The 25290-nt window shown below is 50.7% G+C and carries 17 protein-coding genes; 10 read left to right on the top strand and 7 right to left on the bottom strand.

What is annotated here, in order from left to right; translation table 11 throughout:
• The first annotated feature begins 136 nt into the window (after window positions 1-136).
• The 6 genes from F4Y39_15340 (at window position 137) to recQ (ending at window position 9428) form a co-directional block, all read left to right on the top strand.
• A complete protein-coding gene (locus tag F4Y39_15340) occupies window positions 137-1630 on the top strand; it encodes a sulfatase-like hydrolase/transferase (GenBank protein ID MYC15094.1) in 1494 nt (497 codons plus the stop codon).
• A 33-nt stretch (window positions 1631-1663) separates the two neighbouring features.
• Window positions 1664-2980 (top strand): YHYH protein, encoded by a 1317-nt coding sequence (locus F4Y39_15335; protein MYC15093.1) that lies wholly within the window; start codon window positions 1664-1666, stop codon window positions 2978-2980.
• A gap of 49 nt (window positions 2981-3029) precedes the next feature.
• Window positions 3030-4187: a hypothetical protein gene (locus tag F4Y39_15330; GenBank protein ID MYC15092.1), complete on the top strand. Its 1158-nt coding sequence runs from the start codon at window positions 3030-3032 to the stop codon at window positions 4185-4187.
• A gap of 21 nt (window positions 4188-4208) precedes the next feature.
• Window positions 4209-5633 carry a sulfatase gene (locus tag F4Y39_15325; protein MYC15091.1) on the top strand — a complete coding sequence of 475 codons (1425 nt, stop codon included), beginning with the start codon at window positions 4209-4211 and terminating at the stop codon, window positions 5631-5633.
• A gap of 482 nt (window positions 5634-6115) precedes the next feature.
• The gene (locus tag F4Y39_15320; GenBank protein ID MYC15090.1) at window positions 6116-7054 is read left to right on the top strand and encodes an Rpn family recombination-promoting nuclease/putative transposase; all 939 of its coding nucleotides are present in this window, start codon (window positions 6116-6118) and stop codon (window positions 7052-7054) included.
• A 1-nt stretch (window position 7055) separates the two neighbouring features.
• The gene (recQ, locus tag F4Y39_15315; protein MYC15089.1) at window positions 7056-9428 is read left to right on the top strand and encodes a DNA helicase RecQ; all 2373 of its coding nucleotides are present in this window, start codon (window positions 7056-7058) and stop codon (window positions 9426-9428) included.
• Window positions 9429-9446: 18 nt separating this feature from the next.
• Here recQ and F4Y39_15310 read toward each other — a convergent pair whose 3' ends face one another.
• The 6 genes from F4Y39_15310 to F4Y39_15285 are packed head-to-tail and all read right to left on the bottom strand — an operon-like array spanning window position 9447 to window position 18368.
• Window positions 9447-11063, bottom strand: coding sequence for a hypothetical protein (locus tag F4Y39_15310; protein MYC15088.1), 1617 nt, complete (start codon window positions 11061-11063; stop codon window positions 9447-9449).
• Between the two features lie 26 nt (window positions 11064-11089).
• Window positions 11090-11836 (bottom strand): phytanoyl-CoA dioxygenase family protein, encoded by a 747-nt coding sequence (locus F4Y39_15305; protein ID MYC15087.1) that lies wholly within the window; start codon window positions 11834-11836, stop codon window positions 11090-11092.
• Window positions 11837-11849: 13 nt separating this feature from the next.
• Window positions 11850-13016, bottom strand: a complete 1167-nt coding sequence (locus tag F4Y39_15300; GenBank protein MYC15086.1) for a mandelate racemase/muconate lactonizing enzyme family protein — start codon at window positions 13014-13016, stop codon at window positions 11850-11852.
• Between the two features lie 27 nt (window positions 13017-13043).
• A complete protein-coding gene (locus tag F4Y39_15295) occupies window positions 13044-14489 on the bottom strand; it encodes a sulfatase (GenBank protein MYC15085.1) in 1446 nt (481 codons plus the stop codon).
• 4 nt (window positions 14490-14493) lie between these two features.
• Window positions 14494-17331 carry a hypothetical protein gene (locus F4Y39_15290; GenBank protein MYC15084.1) on the bottom strand — a complete coding sequence of 946 codons (2838 nt, stop codon included), beginning with the start codon at window positions 17329-17331 and terminating at the stop codon, window positions 14494-14496.
• A 29-nt stretch (window positions 17332-17360) separates the two neighbouring features.
• Window positions 17361-18368: a hydroxyacid dehydrogenase gene (locus F4Y39_15285; protein ID MYC15083.1), complete on the bottom strand. Its 1008-nt coding sequence runs from the start codon at window positions 18366-18368 to the stop codon at window positions 17361-17363.
• A gap of 156 nt (window positions 18369-18524) precedes the next feature.
• Here F4Y39_15285 and F4Y39_15280 point away from each other — a divergent pair, with 156 nt between their 5' ends.
• Window positions 18525-19943 (top strand): sulfatase-like hydrolase/transferase, encoded by a 1419-nt coding sequence (locus F4Y39_15280; GenBank protein MYC15082.1) that lies wholly within the window; start codon window positions 18525-18527, stop codon window positions 19941-19943.
• Window positions 19944-19970: 27 nt separating this feature from the next.
• Here the strand turns inward: F4Y39_15280 and F4Y39_15275 are convergent, their stop codons facing one another.
• Window positions 19971-21068 (bottom strand): mandelate racemase/muconate lactonizing enzyme family protein, encoded by a 1098-nt coding sequence (locus tag F4Y39_15275; protein ID MYC15081.1) that lies wholly within the window; start codon window positions 21066-21068, stop codon window positions 19971-19973.
• Window positions 21069-21467: 399 nt separating this feature from the next.
• On the opposite strand from F4Y39_15275, the gene F4Y39_15270 reads away from it, so the two are divergent.
• The 3 genes from F4Y39_15270 (at window position 21468) to F4Y39_15260 (ending at window position 25229) form a co-directional block, all read left to right on the top strand.
• Window positions 21468-22331 carry a phytanoyl-CoA dioxygenase family protein gene (locus F4Y39_15270; GenBank protein MYC15080.1) on the top strand — a complete coding sequence of 288 codons (864 nt, stop codon included), beginning with the start codon at window positions 21468-21470 and terminating at the stop codon, window positions 22329-22331.
• Between the two features lie 151 nt (window positions 22332-22482).
• On the top strand, window positions 22483-23775 hold the full coding sequence (locus F4Y39_15265; GenBank protein ID MYC15079.1) for a sulfatase: 1293 nt from the start codon (window positions 22483-22485) through the stop codon (window positions 23773-23775).
• Window positions 23776-23834: 59 nt separating this feature from the next.
• Window positions 23835-25229 (top strand): sulfatase, encoded by a 1395-nt coding sequence (locus F4Y39_15260; GenBank protein ID MYC15078.1) that lies wholly within the window; start codon window positions 23835-23837, stop codon window positions 25227-25229.
• The last annotated feature ends 61 nt before the right edge of the window (window positions 25230-25290 follow it).

Genomic DNA, 25290 nt, shown 5'->3' with positions numbered 1-25290 from the left:
GAGATACATGTCTAATGATTTAGGACCGATGAGAGTAACCGATCCACCGGATAGGTAAAAAATGACCAGACAAACACACAAATTGCCTGTTTCTATTGACCGAAGGGATTTTATTCACCTGGCCGGTCTTGGCACAATGGGTGCACTTGTCCTGGGGCTGGATGTTCCTGTTGGCGCACAAAAACAACCCAATTTTATCTTTATGGTTTCTGACGATCAGGGGTGGGACGGGCTTTCGGTGCAGATGCACGATGCGATTTCCGGTTCAAAGAGCGATTTTTATCAGACGCCCAATCTCGAGAAGCTCGCACAGCAGGGCATGCGTTTTTCGGCTGCTTATTCGCCTTCGCCCGTCTGTTCGCCAACGCGATGCAGCCTGCAAACAGGCAAGAGTCCGGCACAGAATCGCTGGACAAAGGCATCCCCTATCCTGACTGCCGCAGACGGCCGTAAACTCATCCCGCCGATGCATGGTAGAAATCTTTCCAATGGTGAGATGACCATTGCTGAAATGTTGAAACGGGTCGGTTATACCACGGCACATTATGGCAAATGGCATCTCGGTGGTGGTGGACCGGGAAACCACGGATATGACGTACACGATGGAAATACGGGTAACAGGGATGCAGCTCGTCATGTCGATCCCAATCCTGTAGATATATTCGGTATGTCCCGGCGTGCCAATGCGTTTATGGAGGAGAATACAGAAGCGGGCAAGCCGTTTTTTATCCAGTTGTCTTACTATGCCCTGCACTATCCCCGGAATGCGCTGGAAAGCACGCGGCAGGCATACTTAAATCGGCCGAGAGGGCGCGTCCATCGGAATGTCAATCGCGCGGCGATTACAGAAGACCTGGATACGGGTGTGGGTATGATCATGGATCAAGTTGAGAAACTCGGTATTGGTGATCATACATATCTGATTTACATGTCAGATAATGGAGCCGTTGGAGGCGGTCTGGGTGTGTTGCGCGGGTCGAAGGGTTCTCTGTGGGAGGGGGGTATTCGCGTGCCATTGATTATCCAGGGGCCTGGGATAGAGCCAAATACAGTTTGTCACGAACGCGTGGTCGGTGTTGATCTGTTTCCCACACTTTGCGAATTGGGTGGTGTGAGCCAGCCGTTGCCAGCGGGTATTGAGGGAGGGAGTATCGCGTCGTTATTATCTGGTGGGTCGGGTGCGGTTGCGAGACCTCGTGAGGAATTGGTCTTTCATTTTCCGCATTATCAAAGTGAGGATAATGGACCGCATTCGGCAATTATATTAGGCGATTACAAGTTGATCAAGTTTTACGAGACCGATGACGTGCGATTATACGATTTGGCCAATGATATCGGGGAACAAAATGATTTGTCCAAAGATATGGGAGAAGAGGCGATGCGCCTGCGCGAACGCCTCGAACAGTATCTGGTATCTGTTGACGCTCAGTTGCCCGTGCCGAATCCCAATTATGGACCAGGCAAATCAAGTGATTTTAATGGCGATGGACAAATTGATTTTGTGGATTTTCTCGAATTTGCCAGAGCTTATGGGTCGGAAGAGACTCGGTTTGATCTGGATAATAGCGGGCGTGTGGATTTTGCCGATTTTTTGAGGTTTGTACAAGATTTTGGAAGTTCAGGAAATTAAAAATAAATATCTGTTTATACAGGAGGTTACTTTATGAGAGTTGTCGGGTTTGCGATTGTCGCGTGTTTGTTAGGCGCTTTGGAAGCGAATGCGTGCAGTGCGGATTTGGATAAGGATGGCGAGGTAGGGTTTTCTGACTTTCTGGTGTTGGCTGCCCAATTCGGCCAAACGTGTCCACCCGAAATGCCGGATACCCTGAGTGCGTTATCCGTAGAGGCAGGCTATGGTCGGATCGTGCTTCCAGGTACACAGGTGGATCTCAATGCCACGCTTACCAATGGTCCGGGTGCCCGTGTGGTGTGGCGGCAAGTGCAAGGGGCGTCGGCGGCGATCAGTTCGCCCAATGCGCTCCAGACGACTGTTAGCGTTCCTGTCAATGTCAGCAGTGCGGAGACATTGCTATTTGAAGTGCGTGCCGAGATGAATTCGGGTCAACAAGCATCGGATACGGTTTGGATTGAAGTGTACGTACCGGAACAAAATCCCGCCGACCTGACGCTTGTGGCAGATTTTTCACCGAAGGTTGGCTGGGAGTGTAACCAGGATCCAGTAGAGGTGCCAGAGGTTCAGACCCGTGTTTTGGAAAATACCATCGAATACACGACCAATGGCATTCCCGCCCATGCGACGGGAATATTTCCCAATCGGGGCAATCCGAACATGATTTGGTCGGTGCCGCAAACCTGGCGCATTCCCCGCTATCCCGAAAAGACGGACACGCCTACCGAAATGGCTGTATTTGGCATCACGCTCGAGGGTATCAAACTCGAACGCGATACTGCGGAGAGTTATCGCAACCAGCGGCAGTGGAATTACGAGGCGCTGACTCCGGGTATGGCGCGTCGATTGAGCGGCAATGCGCGGTTTGAATGGCTGGGTACAGATTGCAATAACGCGCACGTTCAGCCAACGGGTATTTACCACTACCATGGCGTACCGCACAGCTTGGTAAATGAAATCACAAGTGGGACGGAGAGCGAGGAGATGGTGTTGGTAGGCTATGCTGCCGACGGTTTTCCGGTCTATGTCGCCAGCGGACCCAATGCTCCTGAGGGAAGTTGGAAATTGCGCTCGGGGACGCGCGAAAGTGGACCCGGGGGAGAATACGACGGCACGTTTCGGGAAGATTGGCAATTTGTCGAGGGATCGGGTGACCTCGACCAATGCAATGGGCGGTTCGGGATTACGCCCGAGTTTCCAGAAGGCATATACCATTACTATCTTACCGATGACTACCCGTACATGCCTCGCTGTGTATGGGGGACGCCAGATCCTTCGTTCAGGCAACGTCGAGCCGGCCGACCTCCCGGCGGCCCGGGTTTTAGAAGGCGTCCACCGAGCCGTTACTGATCTGGTATTCATAAATTGAACAATATTCGTGTGGAGGACGACAGACATCATGTTTTTAAAATTATTAAAATCAAAATGGGCTTTGGGTGCGGTCCTCGCTTTATTTTGTATTTTTAGCCCAATCACTTTGAAAGCGTCACTGACCGATTTTGATGGCGATGGCAAGGTCGATTTTGCCGATTTTCTACTTTTTGTAGCTGTATTTGGACAATCGGCAGTTGGGCAAAATGCGATTTACGATCTGGACGCAAGTGGAACTGTAGATTTTGGAGATTTTTTAATTTTTGCCACTGCATTTGGACAGCCCGCCTCTGATACTGTTCGAGGTGTTAGTACTCAGGGTTTTGCAACGCAAACTATTTCCAATTTACTCGATTGTCCCGGGGGGCGTATAAGTAGTGTGGGGACAATTACATCTGACGATGGCAATGTGTGGATTATGCCTGCCGAGACGCAATACACAACCGCGAGACATGCATCGGATATGTATAACCAATGCACAGGTGTTTTCACTTCCAATAGTAGTGTTCTCAATTTGTCGGCTGTACCAGTCGTAGAGATCGATCAAGATGGTGAGACGATTACGGGATATATCTTTGCTGACAATTACTTTGAATTGTATGTGAACGGTATCTTGATCGCGGTTGATGCAGTTCCGTTCACCCCGTTTAATTCGAGCATGGTTCGGTTTAAGGTTAAGCGGCCATTTACGATTGCAATGAAGCTGGTTGATTGGGAAGAGAATTTGGGGCTTGGTACAGAAGCTAATCGCAATTTTTTACACCATCCGGGAGATGGTGGTTTGGTCGCGAGTTTTCACGATGCCAATGGAAATACTATTGCAATTACAAATGATCAATGGAAAGCGCAGACTTTCTATATTGCACCCATTAGAGATTTGAGCTGTATTGTCGAGAAGGAAACTGAGCATTTGTCCGGCGACTGTGACACGCGGGGTACAAATGATGGCAGTCAATTTTACGCAATGCACTATCCCGTCCCATCTAACTGGTACGATAGTGACTTTGATGATTCAGCCTGGCCACAAGCCTATACTTATACAAATGCGACAGTTGGTGTGAACAATAAACCCGCATATACAAATTTTACGGATCTATTTGATGACCCGGAATACGATGCACAATTTATATGGTCGTCGAATCTCATTTTGGACAATGAAGTGATTGTGAGATATACCGTAAAGTAGTGTTATGGAGGAATTGGACCAATGAAGCGTAGAGAGTTTCTTGGTGTCGTCGGTGCTGGTGTCTGTGGGGTGGCGGTGGCCAATGCGTTTGGTCAAATTACTTCTAAGCGTTCCAAACAACCCAATTTTATTTTTATGGTTTCTGACGATCAGGGGTGGGATGGCCTTTCGGTGCAGATGCACGATGCAGTTGCTGGCTCAAGGAGCGACTTTTATCAGACGCCTAATCTCGAGAAATTGGCACAACAGGGCATGCGTTTTTCGGGTGCTTATTCGCCTGCACCCGTCTGTGCGCCAACGCGATGCAGCCTTCAAACGGGCAAGAGTCCGGCAAAGAACCACTGGACAACGGTAGCCCCTCTCCAGGGTGCCGCGGAGAACCATAAACTCGTCCCGCCGATACATGGCAGAAATCTTGCCAGAGGTGAGACGACGATTGCCGAAATGTTGAAACAGGCTGGTTATGCTACGGCACATTATGGCAAATGGCATCTCGGTGGTGGTGGTCCTGGAAATCACGGGTATGACGTACACGATGGAAATACGGGGAATCAGGATGCGGCGCCTCATGTCGATCCCAATCCGGTGGATATTTTCGGTATGTCCAGACGTGCGAATGCGCTTATGGAAGAGAATACGAAAGCCGGTAAGCCGTTCTTTATTCAGCTATCTTATTATGCCCTGCACTATCCTCAGAATGCACTGGCAAGTACGCGGCAGGCATATGAAAATCGACTGAGAGGGCGCAGCTATCGAGAGATCAACCGTGCAGCCATTACTGAAGATCTCGACACAGGTGTGGGTATGGTCATGGATCAAGTTGAGAAACTCGGCATAGGTGATCACACGTATCTGATTTACATGTCGGATAATGGTGCTGGCGGAAGAGGTCGGGGTATGTTGCGCGGTGGAAAAGGGTCTTTGTGGGAGGGAGGCATTCGCGTGCCATTGATCATCCAGGGACCTGGTATAGAGCCAAATACGTTTTGTGATGAACGCGTGGTCGGTTTTGATCTATTTCCCACGCTTTGCGAACTGGGAGGCGTGAGCCCGCCGTTGCCAGTGGGTATTGAGGGGGGGAGTATCACATCGTTATTATCTGGTGGCGAGGGTGTGGTGGAGAGACCTCGTGAGGAGCTTGTGTTTCATTTTCCGCATTATCAAAGTGGGGATGGCCCACATTCGGCAATCATGTTGGGCGATTACAAGCTGATCAAACTTTATGAGACAGATAAATTGCACCTGTTTGATCTGAGTAAGGATATAGGTGAGGAGAATGACTTAGCAGATCGTAAACCAGAAGTTGTTGAGAAATTGCACGACCGACTGAATGAATATTTAGTATCTGTTGATGCCCAAATGCCCCAGCCCAATCCGTATTACGATCCGAGTTGGCCGGTCGGCGGGCGAAGGGGGAGAAATAATCGGAGGAGAAGAACGCAGTAGTCTTTGTCCTTCTATCCACTTCATCTATCATAGGTATTGCGTCAACGCCTTTAAAGCGTCCTTATGCCATTAAAAGACAAGCTAACACGCTACGCTGCGCCAACTTGCGCGGCGTATTCTTTTTTAAAAACGGACTTACGCAATCAACCACAAAAAAACGCAAGTGAACGATGTACAACTGCGTAGCAGTTCATTTGAGCGTTTTACAGCGCGGCGGACAGATGGGCAAGTGGTACATATCTTTCACATTACCGCCCATTCATCGCTCAAAATGTGCAGAGACTGTTCTGAGCCAAATAGACAATCCTTAAATTCAAGTTGAAAAAAAGGGCGCAATACAGCATATTGAAGGCATAATAAGGGTATTTGATGCTGTCCATACCATTTGTCGTGCGATTCTGTGACATTGGCCTGATATTTGCTTGAGTTCTGATTGTTGCGTTTGTCCAAAATACGACCAACCCTCAGACCAGACATCTCACATGGCAGAATTCGATACGATATCCAAACACCTGATTCAGAAATATCCCGACGACTTTGCCAGCTTCACCCTCGGGAGCGAGGACATTGAAGTTCTTGCTGTCATTGACACAGAGCAATACACTGTTGAAGCACGCCAAACCGATAGCCTGATTCGCGTGCGTATGGGTGACGAGGAGGTATTGGTCCACAACGAGTTTCAAACGACTGACAGCACCAATCCACCCATGCCACGCCGCATGGCGGGCTATATCGGACGTGCCATTGAGCATCACGGTCTGCCGATTTATTCCAATGTCATCTACCTGCGTCCCAATGCGGGGCAACGCGATACCGGGTACTATGTCCAGGAGCATCTCCACTACGAAATCACGATTCGGTATCGCGTGATCAGACTGATTGAGATAGAAGGCGAGCGTGTCCTCGAATCGGGGCAATCGGGTCTGATCCCATTCACGCCATTGATGAAGCCACCTGAAGGGATGGCCTCGGATGTGTGGTTGCATCAGTGTATTCATACGGCTCGGACGCGCCCCATCGCTCGGTCATCCAGAGCCGATTATCTCGCAGGCATGGTGGCGTTGAGCGAGTTAGTATATGCTTCTGAAACCATTTCTGATATCATATTAAAGGAGGGCATCATGGACATCTTGCGCGAATCATCACTTTTTCAATCCCTTACCCAGCAAAGTAGAGAGGAAGCTTTTGAGGAAGGCATTGAGCAAGGCATTGAGCAGGGCATTGAGCAAGGGGGTAGAGAACGCGCTATTGAAGACCTCCTCGACGTGTTGGAGATCCGATTTGATCTCCGCCAGGCAGATCCCTTATCTGCTCGCATTTCAGCTATTGAAGATTTACAACGCCTCAAGCAGTTGCACCGCGCGGCGATACAAGTGTCCAATCTTGATGAATTTGAACGCATGTTAGATTCAACGACGTGATATGAAAAAAATATCATCCATCCCAATTTACACCATCGGTTACGGTAGCCGTTCCATTGAGCAATTCATCGAAGTACTACAACAACATGAAATTGCCTACCTTATTGATGTGCGCTCAACTCCCTATTCTCGCTATAAACCCGAATTTTCCAAAGAGGCACTGGAGGAGAAGCTGCAACAGTACCGGATTCGATATGTGTTCATGGGCGACACGTTGGGCGGACATCCCGACGACGAAACTTGTTATGATGAGAAAGGGCAGGTAGATTACGAAAAGGTAAAGGATACCGAAGTCTATCAGAGGGGACTTGAACGTCTCCAAACAGCCTTTGCTCAACAACAATGTATTGCTCTCATGTGTAGCGAAGGAAAGCCGGAACACTGCCATCGAAGCAAACTCATCGGAGCATCGCTCACGGCACAGGACCTCCCTGTGATTCATATTGATGAAAACGACGAGCAGCAGATGCAGGATGACGTTATTGAGCGTCTGACAAAAGGACAAATGTTTCTGTCAGCCCAAGAGGTGCTCAAAGACGTTTTTGGATATGAACAGTTCCGACCTTTGCAGGAGACAATAATCAGCCACATTCTCAACCGGCACGATGCGCTGGTCGTTCTGCCAACGGGAGGTGGGAAGTCGCTCTGCTATCAACTGCCCGCCCTTATCTTCAATGGCGTAACGGTTGTCGTATCTCCGTTGATTTCGCTTATGCAAGACCAGGTGATGCAGTTGCAACAGCGGGATGTTTGCGCCGCTTTTCTCAACAGTACCCTTAGCCAGCGTGAATATGTTGCCACAATGCAGCGTGTCAAAAGGGGTGAAATTAAGCTACTTTACGTCGCTCCTGAAACGCTCCTGCGGCCTGAGATTTTGTTGATGCTTGATGAGTCACATGTAGCCTGCCTTGCAATTGATGAAGCACACTGTATTTCACAGTGGGGCCACGATTTTCGTCCAGAGTATCGACAACTGGTTTCCGTTCGTGAACGATTCAGGAACGCTGTCTGCGTCGCGCTGACAGCTACTGCTACTCCACGGGTTCAACAGGACATCAAACAATTGCTCAAAATTCAGGCGAAAAATGAATTCATTGCCAGTTTTGACCGGGAAAATCTCTTCATGGGAATTGAATTAAAAGAGGTGGTGCTACAGCAGACGCTTGCATTTCTCAATGCCCATTGTGATGAATCCGGTATCATCTACTGCCAGACGAAGAAACAAGTTGAATCGCTGTTTCGCAATTTAGTTGAACGTGGGATCTCGGCACTTCCCTATCATGCAGACCTGGATAGCGAAACCCGTAAGCAGAATCAGGCAGCTTTCATCAATGGGGGCACCCAGGTGATAGTCGCAACAATAGCTTTTGGAATGGGGATTGATAAAGAAGATGTACGTTTTATACTACATATAGGATTGCCAAAGGAACCTGAGTCTTACTATCAGGAGATTGGGCGGGCTGGTCGGGATGGACATCGCGCGGATTGCCTTTTACTGTTCAATCACGGTGATGTTGACACCATCAAATATTTCATAGATCAAGGTGCGCCATCTGAGCGAGAAGGAGCTTTGAAACGATTACAGACGCTTGTTGATTGGGTAACTTCTGCAGCGTGTCGCCGCAAAGGATTATTAGCTTATTTCGGAGAGCATTATGAAAAACAGAATTGTGGAATGTGTGATAACTGTCGTCAGGCGGAAATGGAGCGAGTTGACCTAACAGATCCGGCTCGCAAATTCCTCTCTTCTGTTATCGAAACAAAGCAAATTTTCGGTGTAGAGCATATTATCAATGTATTACTCGGTTCAAAAGCAAAGAAGGTTGTTAAGAACCGACACCACCAACTCTCCACCTATGGCACTGGCAGGGAATATGACAAAACACAATGGAAAAATCTGGTACTACAATTCCTCCAACATGGGCTTCTCAATCGCGATCTACAACACGGCAGTCTCAAGCTGAGGCATGATGGGCGTGAGGTGATCAGAGGCAAAATGCAGTTTTGGGGATTTCCAGTGGATTCGGCAGATCATATAACTGAAGAACCTGTTTGTGATACAACATCCGAAGAATCAAACGAATATAGTCATGAACTTTTCGAGCAACTTCGCACTAAACGCAGAGAGTTATCGGAAGCTGAACACGTACCAGCGTTCGTTGTTTTTCACGACAGGACGTTGCGAGAAATGGCTGCCCAATTACCACAATCGGTGGAAGCATTCGGACAGGTTTCAGGTGTCGGTCCTGTGAAACTTAAGAAATATGCCGATGTCTTTTTGCCTATCATTTGTGATTATTGCCAAAAACACGGGCGAAATTTTCATGCCCACAAGCAGGGTCAATTGGATTCTGGTTCATCCGCCAGGACCTGATCTCGAAGCGCTTTAAATCTATGAATCGCTTCCCGCCGACCATGTATTGCCGCCTGCCCGGACGGTTTCTTCTGCTTTTAGAAACTCCGCGCAGTGGATCCCCCCACCCAGACTGTTGACAGATGTGATTTCGTGGCCCATTTCGATCAATCCATTCACAATATCATCGGGCAAGGCACGGGTCACACTTACCGGCTCGTGGGTTTGTATATGCATCCTTGGACCACTGACAGCCTCGAAGGATGTTGCGCCGTAATCGACGATTTTTTGGGCCGCACGCGCGTTCACAGAGATGATACGCCTGCCGCCTGGCATTCCAATCGCCACATCCCGATCTGGAAGCTGAATGATGAGCGGAACTGTGTTGTTCAGCGGTCGCTTGAGCGAAGCCACGGAATTTTTGCGACCGGGTCTGGGATCTAATCTGCACATTCCATGTCCCAGAATGATGCCTGTATCGGGTACCGTAACAAGGGAGCCGAAAGCGCCACCTTGAGAAATTGTTACGGCCGCCACATTTCCTTCGGCATCTGCGGAAGAGACGTGGAGCGTACCATCATTTGAATCACCCATTGGCGGTGGCACAAGCTGATCTACCGCATTCGGAAACTGGCGCAGTGTTTCCACGCGACCGGCTGCATAATCTTTGCTCAGGAGTCGCTCGATCGGTACATCCACATGGTTTGGATCCGCGAGATGGAGAAGGCGATCCCGCCAGACCAGCTTGAGAAGCTCGGCGAGTCGGTGCCAGTACTCGACCGTGTCTTCCGGTAGGGGATCGAAGCATTCCCACATGTTGAGCAGTTGCAAGCTGGACAATCCGCCGTTGGGCAAAATCGCACCATGTATGGATGCCTCGCGATAGGTCGTGGTATATGGTTCGGTCACGCCTGGTTTGAAGGCAGCCATGTCTTCCATTGTCAAAATACCGCCAGTGGCTTGAACGTGATCCACCATTTTGTTGCCGATTTCCCCCGTGTAGAAATCCTGCCATCCGGCTTCTGAAACTCTTGCAAGGGTTTTTTCCATATCGCGGCGGTGCCAGATATCATCTGGTGTCGGGACACGTCCTTCGGGCATCAGGTGTTTTTCTGTTGCTTCAAATCTGCGGATCACGTTCTGGAGATTTTTGATCGCACCTGCAGTAGAGCCAAAGGGAAAACCATCTTCGAGTAGCTTCAGCGATGGTGCTACCACATCGGACCATTTGAGTTTTCCCCACTTTTCCCAAATGGTGCCCATGCCTGCCATCATACCCGGGGGACCAATGGCGAGAGGACCATGGACGTTGGCATTGTCCTTTACGCTGCAGTTGTATTCTTTTTCATTGATGCCTCCGGGGGTTCGCGCGGGCAGGATGGTGTACATGTGTTCGTGAGCCGCTTTGGGCGAAATTGAATTGGCGTCTATCGACCAGACTTTGCCTGTGGCGCCTTCCAGGATCACGGCACACAGTACATAACCTCCCACACCCGTAGATTGGGGCTGTAACATGCAGCATGCCATACTGGTCGCCACCGCTGCATCAAAGGCATTGCCGCCCTGTTCGAGTATTCTCGCACCGACTCTTGCCGCCTCTGGAGGCCCGGCTGCAACTGCTCCTGTCGTGCTGGTAACTTCTTGTCCCTCAGTCATATTCGTTTTTTTCCTGTGTTATTTCATTAATTTGCGCCAACATTACTCGGCGCCCGTTGATTGGCGCACATAAGGTGGCGTACTAAGTCAGAGGGGTTTTCTAACTCTGCCAGTTGGCCGCGCATGTCTTCTTGTGGGATGAACCAGGGGCGCATATACATGCCGAGGAGAACAGATCGAATTTCGTCGGTTTGGTTTGGGCGAGCTGTATGCCAGCAGGCACCGTGCATGACAATGGCGCTTCCGCGTTTGCCGGTGAGGATTTTACCGCCGTCGATCCACTGGCTTTTGAGTTCGGGCGGTGGCGGTTCGCCTTTCAGGTGGCTTTGGGGCAGCATGGCGGTTGCGCCGTTTTCTTCGGTGAGATCGTTCAGAAGCCAGATGGTTTGACCTGCGAGACGGCCGGGTGGCCAGGGCGGTTGCACAGACCAATAAGGGTAGTCTGAATGCCAGCCAAAACTGTCTGCGCCCGGATAGACTGTATTGCCAGACCAGGTGGAGCAGACCATGTCGTCGCCGAGGTATTTGCGCCACAGGGCTACGATGGTCGGGTGGGACATGAGTTCGAGGAAGATGGGGTGCTTGACGGCGATGCGCCCTACGCGCTGCGTTTTGGCTGCAAGCGATTGCTCGGTGGCTTCTTCTTTGAGGAGTTGCTCAAGAATACCTCGTGCTTCATCGGCTTTTTCTTCTGGGATGACCGAAGGAATGATGTGGAATCCCACTTCATCGAGATCGGTCGTGATTTTTTTATAATCGAGATTTTTGGGCATTTTTGCTCCTGTTTTATTTTACTGCGTACTGCATCAATTTTTCTTCGTCGATTTCAATGCCGAGTCCCGGGCGATCGGGCAGTTCGAGATAGCTGCCATTTCGGGTGAGGGAGTGTTTGAGGATTTGATCGCTTTTTAACTGGAAGCTCTGGTCGAAGTGTTCCATGATGACAAAGTTGAGGATGCCTGCCGAGAGCTGGAGTTGCGCAGCGGTTGAAAGGACGTTGCCCGCGCCGACGGCTGGGGCGAGTGGGATGTCGAAGGTTTCGGCGAGGTGGGCGATGCGTTGGCTGCCCGTGATACCTGTTCGCGCGAGGTCGGGCAGGAGAATGTCGGCGGCATGTGCTTCCAGAACAGCGCGGAATTGATAGGCGTTGTAATATTCCTGGCCGATGCAGATGGGCAGGGTGAGGTCGCGCGGCACTTCGGCATGGCGGCGGAGGTCTTCGCTGGGTACGGGCGATTCGAGCCAGAAGACGTCGAATTTTTCGAGTTCTTTGCCCAGGGCAATTGCACCGGGTACGTCGTAGTGCCAGGTGAGATCGACGAGGATATCGACGTCGGGACCAACGGCTTCGCGTGTGGCTTCTACGACGGCAACAGCATTTTTCAAGGGCCGATTGAGGTGATATTTGACTGCGTCGTAACCCATTTCAACGGCTTTGAGGGCTTGCTCAACACCGACTTCGGGTGTGGGGCCATGAATGTTGTTGTAGATACGCACTTTGTCGCGGTAGGGACCACCGAGGAGGACGTAGCAGGGTACGTCGAGGGCTTTGCCCGATAGATCCCAGAGGGCATTGTTGATGCCCGCAAGGGCAGCCGCAAGATAACCCGAGCGGTAACCTCGACCGCGCATGGTGCCGTAGGTCAGGTCGTAGAGCTTTTCGCGGGCGAGCGGATTTTCGCCGATGAGTATGGGGGCAAACAGGCGATCTACGACTGCTTTGGTGGCTTCGGGAACGAGCAGGGATTGGCCTTCGCCCCATCCGACAAGGCCATTGTCGGCGGTGATTTTGACAAAGAGGGCTTCGGCATAACGCGCAGCTGCCATGTCGTCAATGGGAGGTGCTGTGTCGTAGGAGAGCGATTTGCGAGGACGCACATAATCGGGAATATTTTCAGCGATATTGGGACGGGGTAATTTGACGACATAGGCGTCGATTTGTTCTATTCGCATTTGTGATTCCTTTCTACCATTTGTCAATTATGCAACGCCCCAGCCAGGATACTTATCCGGATCCGCAAACTCCTGTCCCAATTCCAAAAAGCCACGGGGGCCACGCCTGCCGTATTCAAATGGATCTTTTGTACCTTCCATCCAACGATGCAATCTTTCTTCCATTTCTTGAAGTGCTGGCCGCGCTTCAGCAGAATTCGCCAGGTTAACCATTTCGAGCGGATCTTCCTGCCGGTCAAACAGCCAGGGGCCTCGCTCATTAGCAAACCAACGCGCATAGGTATAGCGTTCGGTACGCACACCGCGCCAGCGCCCAACCCAACCGTCGCGATTGGGCCAACCGTGTGCCATATTCTGCAAATAGACAGACTCTGATCCACCAGGCGTTAACTCCGTATCTGCAGGTGCTTCGCCACCTTGCCATACGCTCGAAATATCTCGCCCTTGCAAACCTTCTGGCAGCGGCACGCCACAAGCACCAAGCAATGTAGGTACAATATCAATCGCACCAAAGAAGGCATCCGTTCGCGTACCAGCTTCAATAGCATCGGGCCAACGCACCACAAACGGCACATGGCAAGATTCTTCATAAGGTGTTGCTTTTGAAGCCCGCATCGACTCGTCCAACCAGCGACTACTGGGTTTGCCATACCCATGGCTTGAAAGGTGGTCTCCATGATCTGATGTATAACAGACAATTGTATTGTCCCTGACCCCTAAACGATCCAGCGCTTCCAACAATCGCCCCATCTCTGCATCAAGTCCTGTACAACACCCGTAATAGTCTGCGAGTTCCTCATGTGCCCATGCTTTCATCTCGTCTGGTACATTACCCGGCACATCCATGTCCGCAGGATCATAAATATTATATTCGTCGGGATACTGCATATATGGCCAGTGAGGAGGTCGCCAGGACACAAAGACGGCAAATGGATCGTCTGTTCGAGCATCCAGGTGTTTTTCCATAAATTGAATAGCCAAATCCGTTTCGTTCGTTGGAGCCCAGCCTCCGTAAAAGTTCGGACCCTCATCGTTTTCGTAATAGGTTCTGTCGAAGTAGGCTCCCCGTCCTCTCCCGCCTGCCAGCGCCGCAAGATAATCCAGCCCGTATCGATTGTCGTCGCCGTACGGCCCTTTACCCAGATGCCATGTACCCACGTGCGCAGTGCCATACCCATACTCGCGCAAAGTGCCTGGCAAGGTTGGGATATCTCGTCGCGGACTGTACTCATTATCAATCACCAAATTTTGCCAACCATACCGACCGGTTAACAAAATCGCTCGGTATGGCGAACACAGAGGGTGGTTGGAAAACATATTGTCACATACCATTCCTTCAGCTGCCATCGCATCCAAAACAGGCGTTTGGATTATGTCATTGCCATTCGCACCCAGCGCGCTGTAACGCTGCTGATCAGAAAATACGAACAGAATATTTGGGCGTTTCTCATTACTCATGGGAATTCCTTTCATTTGGTTACAGGAGGGTCTTGAGCATGTTGCTCAGTAAACGATCCGCTACCGGGTCTGTGCCCAGGTTTTCGACAATGCGATGAGTGCAAAGGATGTATTTGCCATTGCCGTGAGCGATTTGTGTGAGGTCAGCACCGTGAAAGGCTTCTGTGACGCCGATGTAGTTTTGTTTGTGCTTGAGGCCCGCATACCAGTCGTAGGTGATGTTGCCGCATATCCAGTCTGTTTTTGGTTCTACAACGGACCACTGAGAGGAGATGTTTTGATATTCCTGTCCCATCAGGCAATTTGAGGGCAAGCCATCGTAGAAGGGATGGTCTTTGACGACATGACTGCACGGCGTCCATAATCCTTTGCCGGAGTAGAGAGATATTGGGAATGGGAAGAAAATGTCTTTGTCGATGTGGCGAGACATGCGGCTTTTTCCCGGTGCCATTTGGAGAAGGTGCATGGCTGGCTGGTTGAGGAAGAGTGCTGAGCCGCCGTTTTTAACCCATGTGGCGAGATCGGCGAAGCGGGTATCGGGTGTGCCGTTCCAGCCCTGAAGGTTGATGAGTGCGAGTTGGTTTGTGGGAGAGTGAGTGACGAAGTCGGTGGTGTTGGAAAGGTATCTGCCGAGTGCGCCGTTGAGGTCGATTGTCGCTATGGGTACATCTGGAATGGCGGATTTGTTTTTGTCGAGGATGTAGATGCCGGATTGATTTTTGATGGGTTCTGTGTCGTCAGATGTGAATGTCACTTCGATCTGGCATAGACCTTCAATGCCACGGGTGTTGACTTCGTAGGTCGCCAGGTCTGTGATGCCTGCAGGTATTGTTATTTGTTCGTTTATGCCGAGAAGATTCTGTCCGTCGTTTGTTGTAACGCGAAGGGAGAGTGTGCCCGATAGATCGTTTTTGTCATTGACAGTGGTAAGCAGGATCTGAACGGTTTCGCCTGCATAGACATTTTGTTTGCCGGGGCGAATGGCGATATAACAGTCAGCAAATACTTCTTTGATGGCGTAATAGGGTTCTTTGGGATTGCGGAAATTGTCGATTAAGCCAGCACCGAGGACCCAGTCGCCGTCGTTGAGTGCGTGGATGCCGATACCCGCGATGTCGGGATTGATGCGGCAGGCTTCGGTCATGAGTTTGTTGCCAGTGGCGTGGATTTCCTGGCAGGCCTGTACAAAGGTGTGGAAGTTGGGAAAGATTTGATCTGTTCCTGTTTCGCGAAAGACCGAGAGGTACGAATTGAGGAGGCGTTCGTGCATGCGGTAATCTGGCGTGATTGGATTGCCTTCTGTTTTGTATTGTTCAAAATTTGCTTCGAGGTCGGGAATACTGCCATACCCGAGTTCTGAGATATTGGTGAGCAGGTCAGGTTTGATTTTGCTGTTGGTGAACTGGGCGATTTCCAATCCCATTTCTTTTAGTTGCGCCTCGGTTTTGCCCAGTGCGAGCAAATTGTCGTAACTTCTTTGGGCAAAGGGTGTGCCGGGATAGTTGTGTACATCGTTGATGACAGTGGGTTCGTAGGATCCGGGGAGGTAAATGCTGCATCCATCGGCAAATCCGCCTGCTTCATCGATGATCATGCGGGTGTGGTCGCATTCACGCGCTTTTAAGGACACGCTGTGTTTGAGGCGTTTGAGGCCGTCGCGCATGATTTCGTTAAACATTTCCCAGATGACGATGGAGGGGTGGTTGCGATCGCGTTTGACCATTTCCGTGGCTTCATTTTCGATGCGTTGTTGGGTATATGGGGTGATCTGGGGCCAGTTGTCCATGCATTCGACGGGGAGTGCGCCCACAAATAGGACGCCCATTTCGTCTGCGAGATCATATACGATTGGCGGTTGGGGTTTGCGCCACGGGCGGATCATGTTGATGTTGCCGTCTTTGATGAGTTCGAATTCTCTTTTTAAAAGACTGAGGTCGCGTGGGTATGCGAGGGAGTGTGGATAGAAGGCTTCGTTGAAGGTGGTCTTGAGGATGATTTTTTCACCGTTTAAGTAGAAGTTTTTGCCTTTGGCTGTAAATTTTCGGAAGCCGAAGCGCGTTTGTTCAATATCTGAGGTTTCGCCCTCAAGGGCGACTGTGGTGGTGACGACGTAGAGATTGGGTTCGTCGAGTTGCCAGAGTTTGTGGTTTGGGATGGTGAATATTTCTTCGTGGTGACTTGTGCCGGGATTCAGGTTGAGCGTTTTTTCACCGGAGGCGACCTGTGTGTCGCTTTTGTATTCGGTGATTGACCAGGTGATGGTCGCGGGTTGTATTCTCAAATCCCGATTTTGAAATGTGGTGGCGATATTGACTTCGCCCGTGTGGATGTCGGATGTAACGAATGTGTCGTCAACGTACACAGGACCCGTAGCGATGAGGGAAACCGATTGCCAGATGCCACCAGCGATTGCGCCGCGCCAGTGGGGCATGTCATCGCGGCCTATGCCATCAATGACTACGTCTTGGAGGATAAGGGGCGTGATGACGCGAACGGCGATGAAGTTTTCGCCTTCGGTTAAGAGGTCGTCTATCAGGAGTTCAAAGCCGATGTATCCGCCTTCGTGCGCGCCAGCGGCTTCGCCGTTGACCCAGATTTCTGCGCGGTAGTTGACTGCTTCAAAATGCAGGCGGATGGTTTTTCCCCGCCAGTCTTTGGGGAGCGTAAATGTCTTGCCGTACCAGGCGACACCTTCATAATCTTGTTTGAATTCTTCGAGACATGCGGGAACGGTTATTTGCTCTAAGTCTGCGCAGGCGTAGAAATTTTCGCGATGCTGTAAGTTGAGCGTGCGGCCCTTGTTGTCGTGATCGTAAATAACCTGCCAGGTTCCGTCGAGTGAATGGGTTTGTTTCATGTGTTAAAAAGTTCCTTTTTCTATTCGGCTTACGAGCTACGCGGTCGAAACCGGTTTATTGCATCGTCTGCCCGCGCGTGATTTGCATCAATCGTGCGCCCGGCATTGTGCGGCGTGTGGACCACATTGTGGCGGCCAAGCAGTGGAGAATCCAAACGCACCGGTTCAATGTCCCAGACGTCTGCGGCCAGAGAGAGTTCGTCATTGAGGACCCGATGATACAGTGTTTCGGTGTCGCAGATCGCTGCGCGTGTCACCAGAACGACGAGCGATTGATGCGGTAATGTGCGAATGGCCTCCGGGCCAACCAGCCCACGCGTATCTTCCTTCAGGGGGACCATGGGCGCAAAAATATCGGCGTCTTTCACGAGTTCTGAGAGATCGAAGCATCGCCTGACTCCGGCGAGCGTAAACGATGCCTCCGGAGCAAATGGATCCCAGACGGCCACATCTGCTCCCATGTTCGAACACCATGAAGCGTACCGTCCTCCAATATTACCAATGCCAACGACGCGTACTCGCTTCCCTGCAATGGTGCCGCTCACAAAGCGTGGGTCGTCGCCAAATTGGGCACCCCTTTGTCCGGGTTTGCCAACGTCCGGTTTGTATTGCCATGTCTCGTGGCTCTCCATCATCTCCACGTAGGTCTGTGGTATCCGTCGCAATGCACTTATTGTGAGTCCGAGCGCAAACTCGGCAACTGTTTGTCCCCATTGAATGGCACCACGAGGGCGAATTATGTTCACCCCACGGGCGTGTGCATCATCGAGGCCAGCGTTTGATTGGCCTGCGGCATCGTGGTAGAGTTCCTCAAGACCAGAAAATGGCTCAAGGTCCTCAGTGTCCGCCGGAAGGCCAAGGAGGACGAGCCGATGTACCGATGAAGGATTCTCCACCATCTGTGGCGCTCGAGCCCCAGATGCCTCGGTGCGATAGAGTTCGCAGTCTCCCGATTCCTGCCAGCGGCGGTTCCGGTGGTCGGCCACAAAGGGCCAGGAGGCGTCAAAGCGTTCGTGAACACAGATTACTGATCTCATTATCTTCTCCTTAAGAATTGTCTGCCAGTGCGGTCCACCGCAATTTAGTTTACAAATGTACGTAAATCAAGCGTTCAAGAATATTACCAATTATTTGTTCTGAGCATTCTCCTTGACACGCTCTCTCGAACATTGTAGATAAGACCGATAGATCGAATGTCGGCAAAAGGCCATACGACAGGAGGGATTATGGCGCCCAATATTGTTTTGTTTCTTACGGATCAGTTGAGACGCGATGCGTTGGGGTGTTATGGCAATGAGATTTGTCAGACGCCCAATCTGGATCAACTCGCAGAGGAAGGTGTGCGATTTGATCAGGCATATACCACAAGCCCTGTTTGTTCTCCTGCACGCGCTTCTTTGATGAGCGGTCTTTATCCGCACAATCACGGGGTGATGCTCAATACGCATATCGCGCCTGCGTGGAATAGGGGATTGTCAACAGATGTGCCGACGTTTAGCCGTTTGCTCAAAGAGGCAGGGTATGTGCTGGATTATGCGGGGAAGTGGCATGTCCATCAAGATATTGGACCTGAGGAATACGGCTTTGATCGGCATAAGATGGGGAGAGGGGGACGCGGGAAAATAGTCCCTGGTACAGAATTGACGGTTGAGTTTCCCGGAAGTTCTTTCCCCGTGGCGGGTACAGGTGAGATGTCGCCAGAAGAGTATAAAACGTGGACGGTGACGGATTGTGGGATCGAGATGTTGCGCGAACGGGCAGGAGGAGACAAGCCGTTTTTTTTGCGAATTGATGCAACAGCACCTCATTTTGCCAATATTGTTCCAGAGCCTTATGCGTCGATGTACGATCCCAAATCCATTCCGCCCTGGCCAAATTTTGACGAATCTTTTGAAGGCAAACCCGCGGCTCATTTGCGCAAACATCGAGAATGGAATCTTCAAGATAAAGATTGGGCGTGGTGGCGACAGGTGGTTGCCAAATATTACGGCGATGTGTCTCTGATTGATACATGCGTGGGGCGCATGCTGGATGCGATACGGGAATGTGGGATTGAGGATAATACGATATTCCTTTTTAGCACAGATCACGGTGATGCCACGGGCAGTCACAAGCATTTTGAAAAATCGGGTACAATGTACGATGAGGTGTTTCGGGTTCCATTGCTGATGAAAGTGCCGGGGGGTGTAAGTCGCAATGTATCGCAATTTGTTCGGCTGATGGATTTGATGCCTACATTTGTCGAATGGGGTGGTGGGAAATTGCCCGATGGATTGGATGCGAGGAGTTTGGTGCCGCTTGTAAATGGCGATGATCCCGATGATTGGGCAGACAGTGTGTATTGCGAAAGCCACGGTGAGGTGTGGGGCTATAGCTCGCAGCGAATGGTGCGGACAGAGAAATGGAAATACGTATATACACCTCACGACCTGGATGAATTATATGACCTCGAAGCCGATCCCGCGGAGATGAATAATCGGATTGATGACCCGATGTGCGCCGATGTGTTAGAGAATATGAAAGGTCGTTTGTTGGGATGGAATGACGCGACCAATGATATGTTCCAATGGCATTGGGTGAGATTCAATTTTCCCGAGCCGATTGCGCCGTAAATAGCGAAATCGGTGATTCTTGTTGATCTATACTGCGTATTGTTTCACCGCCTCAGGGTCCAGTTCCAGGCCCAGACCCGGTTTGTCGGGATTGGGTGACCAGACGCCATTGACCGGCTCAGAAAATTCTGTGTAGGTTATCCGGTCGGCTTCTTCCACCATGCCGAGGTATTCCACAATTCGCAGATTTGGGGTCGCGCAAGCCAGGTGCAGGTGGATGAGCTGGTAGGCGTGTGGCGCAACGGGCAGGTTGAAGGCGTGGGCCAAATGCGCGACTTTCATCCATTCGGTGATGCCGCCGACCCGACCTACATCAGGTTGGACGATATCCGCTCCGCCCCGGGCGATGAGGTCTTTAAAGCCGTATTTGGTGTACTCGTGTTCGCCGGTTGCGATGGGAATCGCGGTGGCATGAGCAATGGCGGCCAGGCCTTCGATGTCATCAGCCAGCACGGGTTCTTCAAACCAGCCGATGTTGTATTCCTCAAACGTCTGGGCCATGCGAATGGCTTGTTTGGCGTAGTACCCATTGTTTGCGTCGATGAGAATCTCTATGTCATCGCCCAGTGCTTTCCGCACCGCAGATAGTCGCGCCACATCTTCACCCTCACTTTGACCAAAATCTTTGCCGACCTTCATTTTCACGGACTTCATGCCGCGTTCTACATAGCTGGCCTGTTCGGCAATTAATTCATCTACACTGAAGTGGGTCCAACCGCCGCTACCGTAAACTGGGACGGTGTCCGTATAAGGGCCGAGCAGTTTGTAGAGAGGGGTTTGATAATACTTGGCTTTCAAGTCCCACAGGGCAATATCGACTGCTGAAAGGGCGCAAAAGGCCAGGCCTTTGCGGCCCACACCGCGTATGCGCCAGAACATGTCGTCCCACAACTGTTCGATGTTGAGTGGGTCCTGACCCACCAGAATGGGTTTGAGCGACCCTTCAATGATCTCACGGGCAGCCCGTGCGCCTCCTCCGGTGCCCAACCCTTCCAGTCCCTCGTCGGTGACGATGTGGACAAAGCACTGCGTTCTGCCCTGTTCAAGGTGACGAATGGTGGCGTCCTGGATGCCTGATAGATGAGGCATCGACAGAACGGTTGTTTTTACATCTGTAATTTGCACGGTGATGTTCTCCTGAAGGGTGTTATAACATTGGGTACATCCTGGTTAATTAGACCAGAAGATGCCAACCCGTGTTCCCAGTACTCTGGAAAGGATAGGGGGCGATCCGGTTCAGAGTGGGCCTGGCGAATACTCTTGACAGACGAGTATGCTTCTCAAATCATTTAAAAGAAAAGAGGAGGAAAAGATAAAATGAATGAGACAGCGATTCGGTCGCCCGTTTAATAGGAAGGCGTGTCCGTATCCGGGACCGATTCGCAAATAAAGAGCGATTCATCACAAAAATTCTTTAAAGAGTAATCACTATGCAAAGACCAATTGATAAATTTACCGATTTAGCTTTGGGGCAAGATACAGAGACAAACGATTTTGGAAAGCTGCAAAACTACGGAGGATGTTATGTCTGTATCTGAAATAATCGAATCTCATGTTGAGCAAATGAAAGCAGAGGGCTGGTGTTTGGTCGAAGGGGTGATTCCTGAGGATCAGGTCGATTCTCTTTGTGATCATGTGCAGGAGGGTCATAAAAATGGGCTGAAGTATTATGAAGAGATCGGTGGTTCACTTGTGTTTCAATCTGACGCAGAGGGCAAACCTCATAGAAATGCAGTTTCGTTTATTCCCGGTCTTGCAGCTTATTTTGGCGATGAACGCGTGGTGGGCATTGCAAAGGCACTGTTGGATCCGCATCACATACGTATTGCACAGACGGAGTTTAAGACACGGCAACCCGGTGAGCGAAAGATGGGTCACCGGGGGTGGCATTCAGATTTTCCACACGATTTGACAGACCGAGAACGGGCAGGTGCTTTTATAATGCCGTTTCCCAATGTGGTGGCAGGGATTACGGCATTATGGATGTTGTCGGATTTTTCACCAGAGAATGGTGGCACCTGGGTGGTGCCTCGCAGTCATCGGGATTTGCGGAATCCGCGGAGTCACTTGGACCCGCGCAATCCGCCAGAAGTGCACGATGATATTCCGATCAAGCAATCGATCCCGGGCGAGATTCAGCTGGAAGGAAAAGCAGGGAGTGTCGTGATGATCGATAGTCGAATCTGGCATACGGCGGGAAATAATCCGAGCGATGAACCGCGAGTGACGATGCTGACGCGGTATTCGCCATGGTGGATGAATCTGGAATTTGGGGGGCGTAATCAGGCAATGGTGCCGAGGGAGATTTATGAAAGGTTTCCTGAGGAAGTAAAGTTGCTGTATAAGCATCGGGTTGAGGGGGAGGCGAATCCTATTCAGCGATATTAATCCCCAGCCACTCACAATGTGCGATTCCAAGTGTATCACGTGATGCGATGCACAAGCGATACAACGGATCTGCACTGGTCCTTAAACCACGGCAGAAAGGGGCAATCCCATATTTTGCACAACCACAGATGCAAAAAGAAAGGTTTATCAGATGAGTAAGTCGATAGATGACGATATCAAAGAACGGCCGAATATTCTGATTATTTTTACCGATGATCAGGGATATGCGGATCTGGGCTGTTTTGGAAACAAAAAGAACAAGACACCGCGTCTGGATCAACTGGCGAAGGAGGGCACGCGCTTCACCAGCTTTTACGCCCAGCCGGTGTGCGGTCCATCGCGGTCGGCATTGCTCACTGGTCGCTATCCGGTCCGCAGCAAGGGCTGGGGGATGCCCGCCAGTGAGATCACCTTTGCCGAGTTGATGAAACCTTCAGGATACCAGACGGTTTGTATAGGTAAGTGGGACGTCTCGAACCGGAAGGAAATTATCGAGCGCATGCCGAACGCTCAGGGGTTTGATTATTATTACGGTACTCTTGGCGCAAACGACAACGGATTTATAAAGTTTCACGAGAATAACAAAGCGGTTGGTGAAACTGAAGACATGAGCTGTACGATTCGCCTGTACACCGATAAAGCGATTGATTTTCTGGAGAATCGCCGAGATCCGAATAAACCGTTTGTGCTCTATCTGGCGCATACGATGTTACACACGATCATCGATGCATCTCCTGAGTTTAAGGGAAAATCGGCTGGTGGGCTATATGGGGATGTGGTTGAAGAGTTAGACCATGAGACCGGACGTTTGCTCGACAAGCTGGACGCGCTGGGATTGCGCGACAACACACTGGTGATCTATACTACGGATAACGGACCGTGGTGCCAATCCAAGTACTATGAAAACAAGAAAGGCCATCCAGAGGGTTCTATCTTTTGGGGCGATCCCGGGCCGTTGCGCGCCGGTAAGGGATCAGCTTATGAAGCCGGATCTCGTGTGCCCTGTATTGTCCGATGGCCGGGTAAAGTCCCGGCTGGGCGCACCTCGGATGCGCTCTGGGCCACGATTGATTTCCTGCCGACTTTTACTGTACTATCAGGTACCAAACCACCGACGGATCGCGTGATTGACGGCATTGATCAAACCGCATTGCTCCTGGGACAGGCCGAAGAAGGCCGAGAAACCTTTATCTATGATCAGGTGGGAGATGGCGATGCCAATATGGGCGTCGGTATTAGAAAGGGAAAGTGGAAGCTGCTGCTTCCTGGGCGCAAACCAGAACAAGACCATCGATTTCTGATGGATTTTGGAACCAATGGCCTGGAGTTATACGACCTGGATCGCGACATTGGCGAAAAAAACAACGTCGCAGACGATCATCCTGAAGTTGTGAAAGAACTCCGTGAAACCTTAGACAGTTTTAAAAAAGGTGTAACGGAATGATGGAAAGGTCGTTTCTGACATACCTGTTTCTTGTCATACCAACCTGCTTGGAGTGAAGCATGTCAAAAAAGAATCCGAACATCATCCTCATAAATTGCGACGACCTGGGCTACGCCGATATCGGCTGTTATGGATCAACGCTCAACAAGACACCGGCGCTCGACCGGTTGGCCGAACAAGGCATACGTTTTACCGATTTCTACGCTGCCGCTCCAGTATGCACCCCCTCCAGAGCTGCTATGCTGGCTGGCTCATACCCTCGAAGGCTCAACATGCATGCTTTCGACGTTCGCAAAATCGATGGTTCAGGAGAGGTCATCGAAAAACGTGGGGTGTTGTTTCCTGGGCAGGCAGAGGGGTTGAACCCCCGGGAGAAGACGATTGCGTCGGTGTTGAAGGAGGGTGGGTACACAACAAAAGTCATCGGAAAGTGGCATGTGGGAGACCAACCTGAGTTTTTACCTGCTCATTATGGTTTCGATTCCTGGTTTGGGATACCGTATAGCAACGACATGGGGCTTCAAACCCGGAGGCCCGGAGTCGCGTGGGCAGAACATATTGAGGTTCCTCTTCCGCTCATGCGAGATAGCGTGGTGGTACAGGAACAGCCCGATCAGACCTCCATTACGGAACGATATACCGAGGAGGCCGTGACGTTCATCCGAGAAAACGCTGGTCGGCCGTTTTTTCTCTATTTCGCGCATACCTATGTACACAACCCATTGTTCGTACCGGAAGTCTTCGAAAAACAATCTGAGAACGGCGTCCTCGGTGCAGCAGTTGCGCATATTGACTGGAGTTTGGCGATGCTCGAATACGAGCTCGAACGGTGCGGATTGACGGACGATACACTCATTATCTTTGTATCCGATAATGGTGGCGCGAGCAAGAGCGTTAATACACCCTTGCGTGGATTCAAGGGATCGACATGGGAAGGCGGTCAGCGGGTGAACTGCATTATGAAATGGCCTGCACGAATTCCTGCAGGCACGACCTGTAACGAAATCAGCACCATGATGGATTTCCTGCCGACATTCGCTGACATAACTGGAGCCGATATTGAAGATGGCGTCATTCGAGATGGTCATACGATACTGGGGCTCATGACGCAGGAAGCTGGCGCATCATCCGGATACAAAAAATTTCTGTACTTCAAGGAGGGCAATCTTGATGCGATACGGAGTGGCGACTATAAGCTGCATCTCCATCTTAAAGAGTTGTACAATCTGGATGCCGACATCGGAGAGACGGATAATAAGTACGACGAACTTCCTGACGTGGTTCAGAAGCTCGAAGATGCAGCGGAATCAGCCCGTGTGGATTTGGGCGACGACATCACGGGCGTTACCGGTGCGAACCAACGTCCCTGTGGTCGGGTGGAAAATCCTAAGCCACTCACGACGTACGATCCCAACCATCCCTATATCGTCGCGTTGTATGATATGTCGGAATAGAGAAAGAATAGAATTTGGGCGAGTAAATTCGTGACAGTTAGGATACCCTTGTAGATGGTAC

The sequence above is a fragment of the Gemmatimonadota bacterium genome (assembly GCA_009838845.1).
Classification (GTDB): domain Bacteria; phylum Latescibacterota; class UBA2968; order UBA2968; family UBA2968; genus VXRD01.
This window is presented reverse-complemented; position numbering and strand designations above follow the sequence as displayed.

Coding starts and splice junctions, on each gene's coding strand:
- F4Y39_15295 (MYC15085.1), bottom strand. CDS start 14,489: ATGAAAGGAATTCCCATGAGTAATGAGAAACGCCCAAATATTCTGTTC.
- F4Y39_15325 (MYC15091.1), top strand. CDS start 4,209: ATGAAGCGTAGAGAGTTTCTTGGTGTCGTCGGTGCTGGTGTCTGTGGG.
- recQ (MYC15089.1), top strand. CDS start 7,056: ATGAAAAAAATATCATCCATCCCAATTTACACCATCGGTTACGGTAGC.
- F4Y39_15290 (MYC15084.1), bottom strand. CDS start 17,331: ATGAAACAAACCCATTCACTCGACGGAACCTGGCAGGTTATTTACGAT.
- F4Y39_15280 (MYC15082.1), top strand. CDS start 18,525: ATGTCGGCAAAAGGCCATACGACAGGAGGGATTATGGCGCCCAATATT.
- F4Y39_15310 (MYC15088.1), bottom strand. CDS start 11,063: ATGACTGAGGGACAAGAAGTTACCAGCACGACAGGAGCAGTTGCAGCC.
- F4Y39_15340 (MYC15094.1), top strand. CDS start 137: ATGGGTGCACTTGTCCTGGGGCTGGATGTTCCTGTTGGCGCACAAAAA.
- F4Y39_15260 (MYC15078.1), top strand. CDS start 23,835: ATGTCAAAAAAGAATCCGAACATCATCCTCATAAATTGCGACGACCTG.
- F4Y39_15265 (MYC15079.1), top strand. CDS start 22,483: ATGAGTAAGTCGATAGATGACGATATCAAAGAACGGCCGAATATTCTG.
- F4Y39_15335 (MYC15093.1), top strand. CDS start 1,664: ATGAGAGTTGTCGGGTTTGCGATTGTCGCGTGTTTGTTAGGCGCTTTG.
- F4Y39_15305 (MYC15087.1), bottom strand. CDS start 11,836: ATGCCCAAAAATCTCGATTATAAAAAAATCACGACCGATCTCGATGAA.
- F4Y39_15285 (MYC15083.1), bottom strand. CDS start 18,368: ATGAGATCAGTAATCTGTGTTCACGAACGCTTTGACGCCTCCTGGCCC.
- F4Y39_15300 (MYC15086.1), bottom strand. CDS start 13,016: ATGCGAATAGAACAAATCGACGCCTATGTCGTCAAATTACCCCGTCCC.
- F4Y39_15320 (MYC15090.1), top strand. CDS start 6,116: ATGGCAGAATTCGATACGATATCCAAACACCTGATTCAGAAATATCCC.
- F4Y39_15330 (MYC15092.1), top strand. CDS start 3,030: ATGTTTTTAAAATTATTAAAATCAAAATGGGCTTTGGGTGCGGTCCTC.
- F4Y39_15270 (MYC15080.1), top strand. CDS start 21,468: ATGTCTGTATCTGAAATAATCGAATCTCATGTTGAGCAAATGAAAGCA.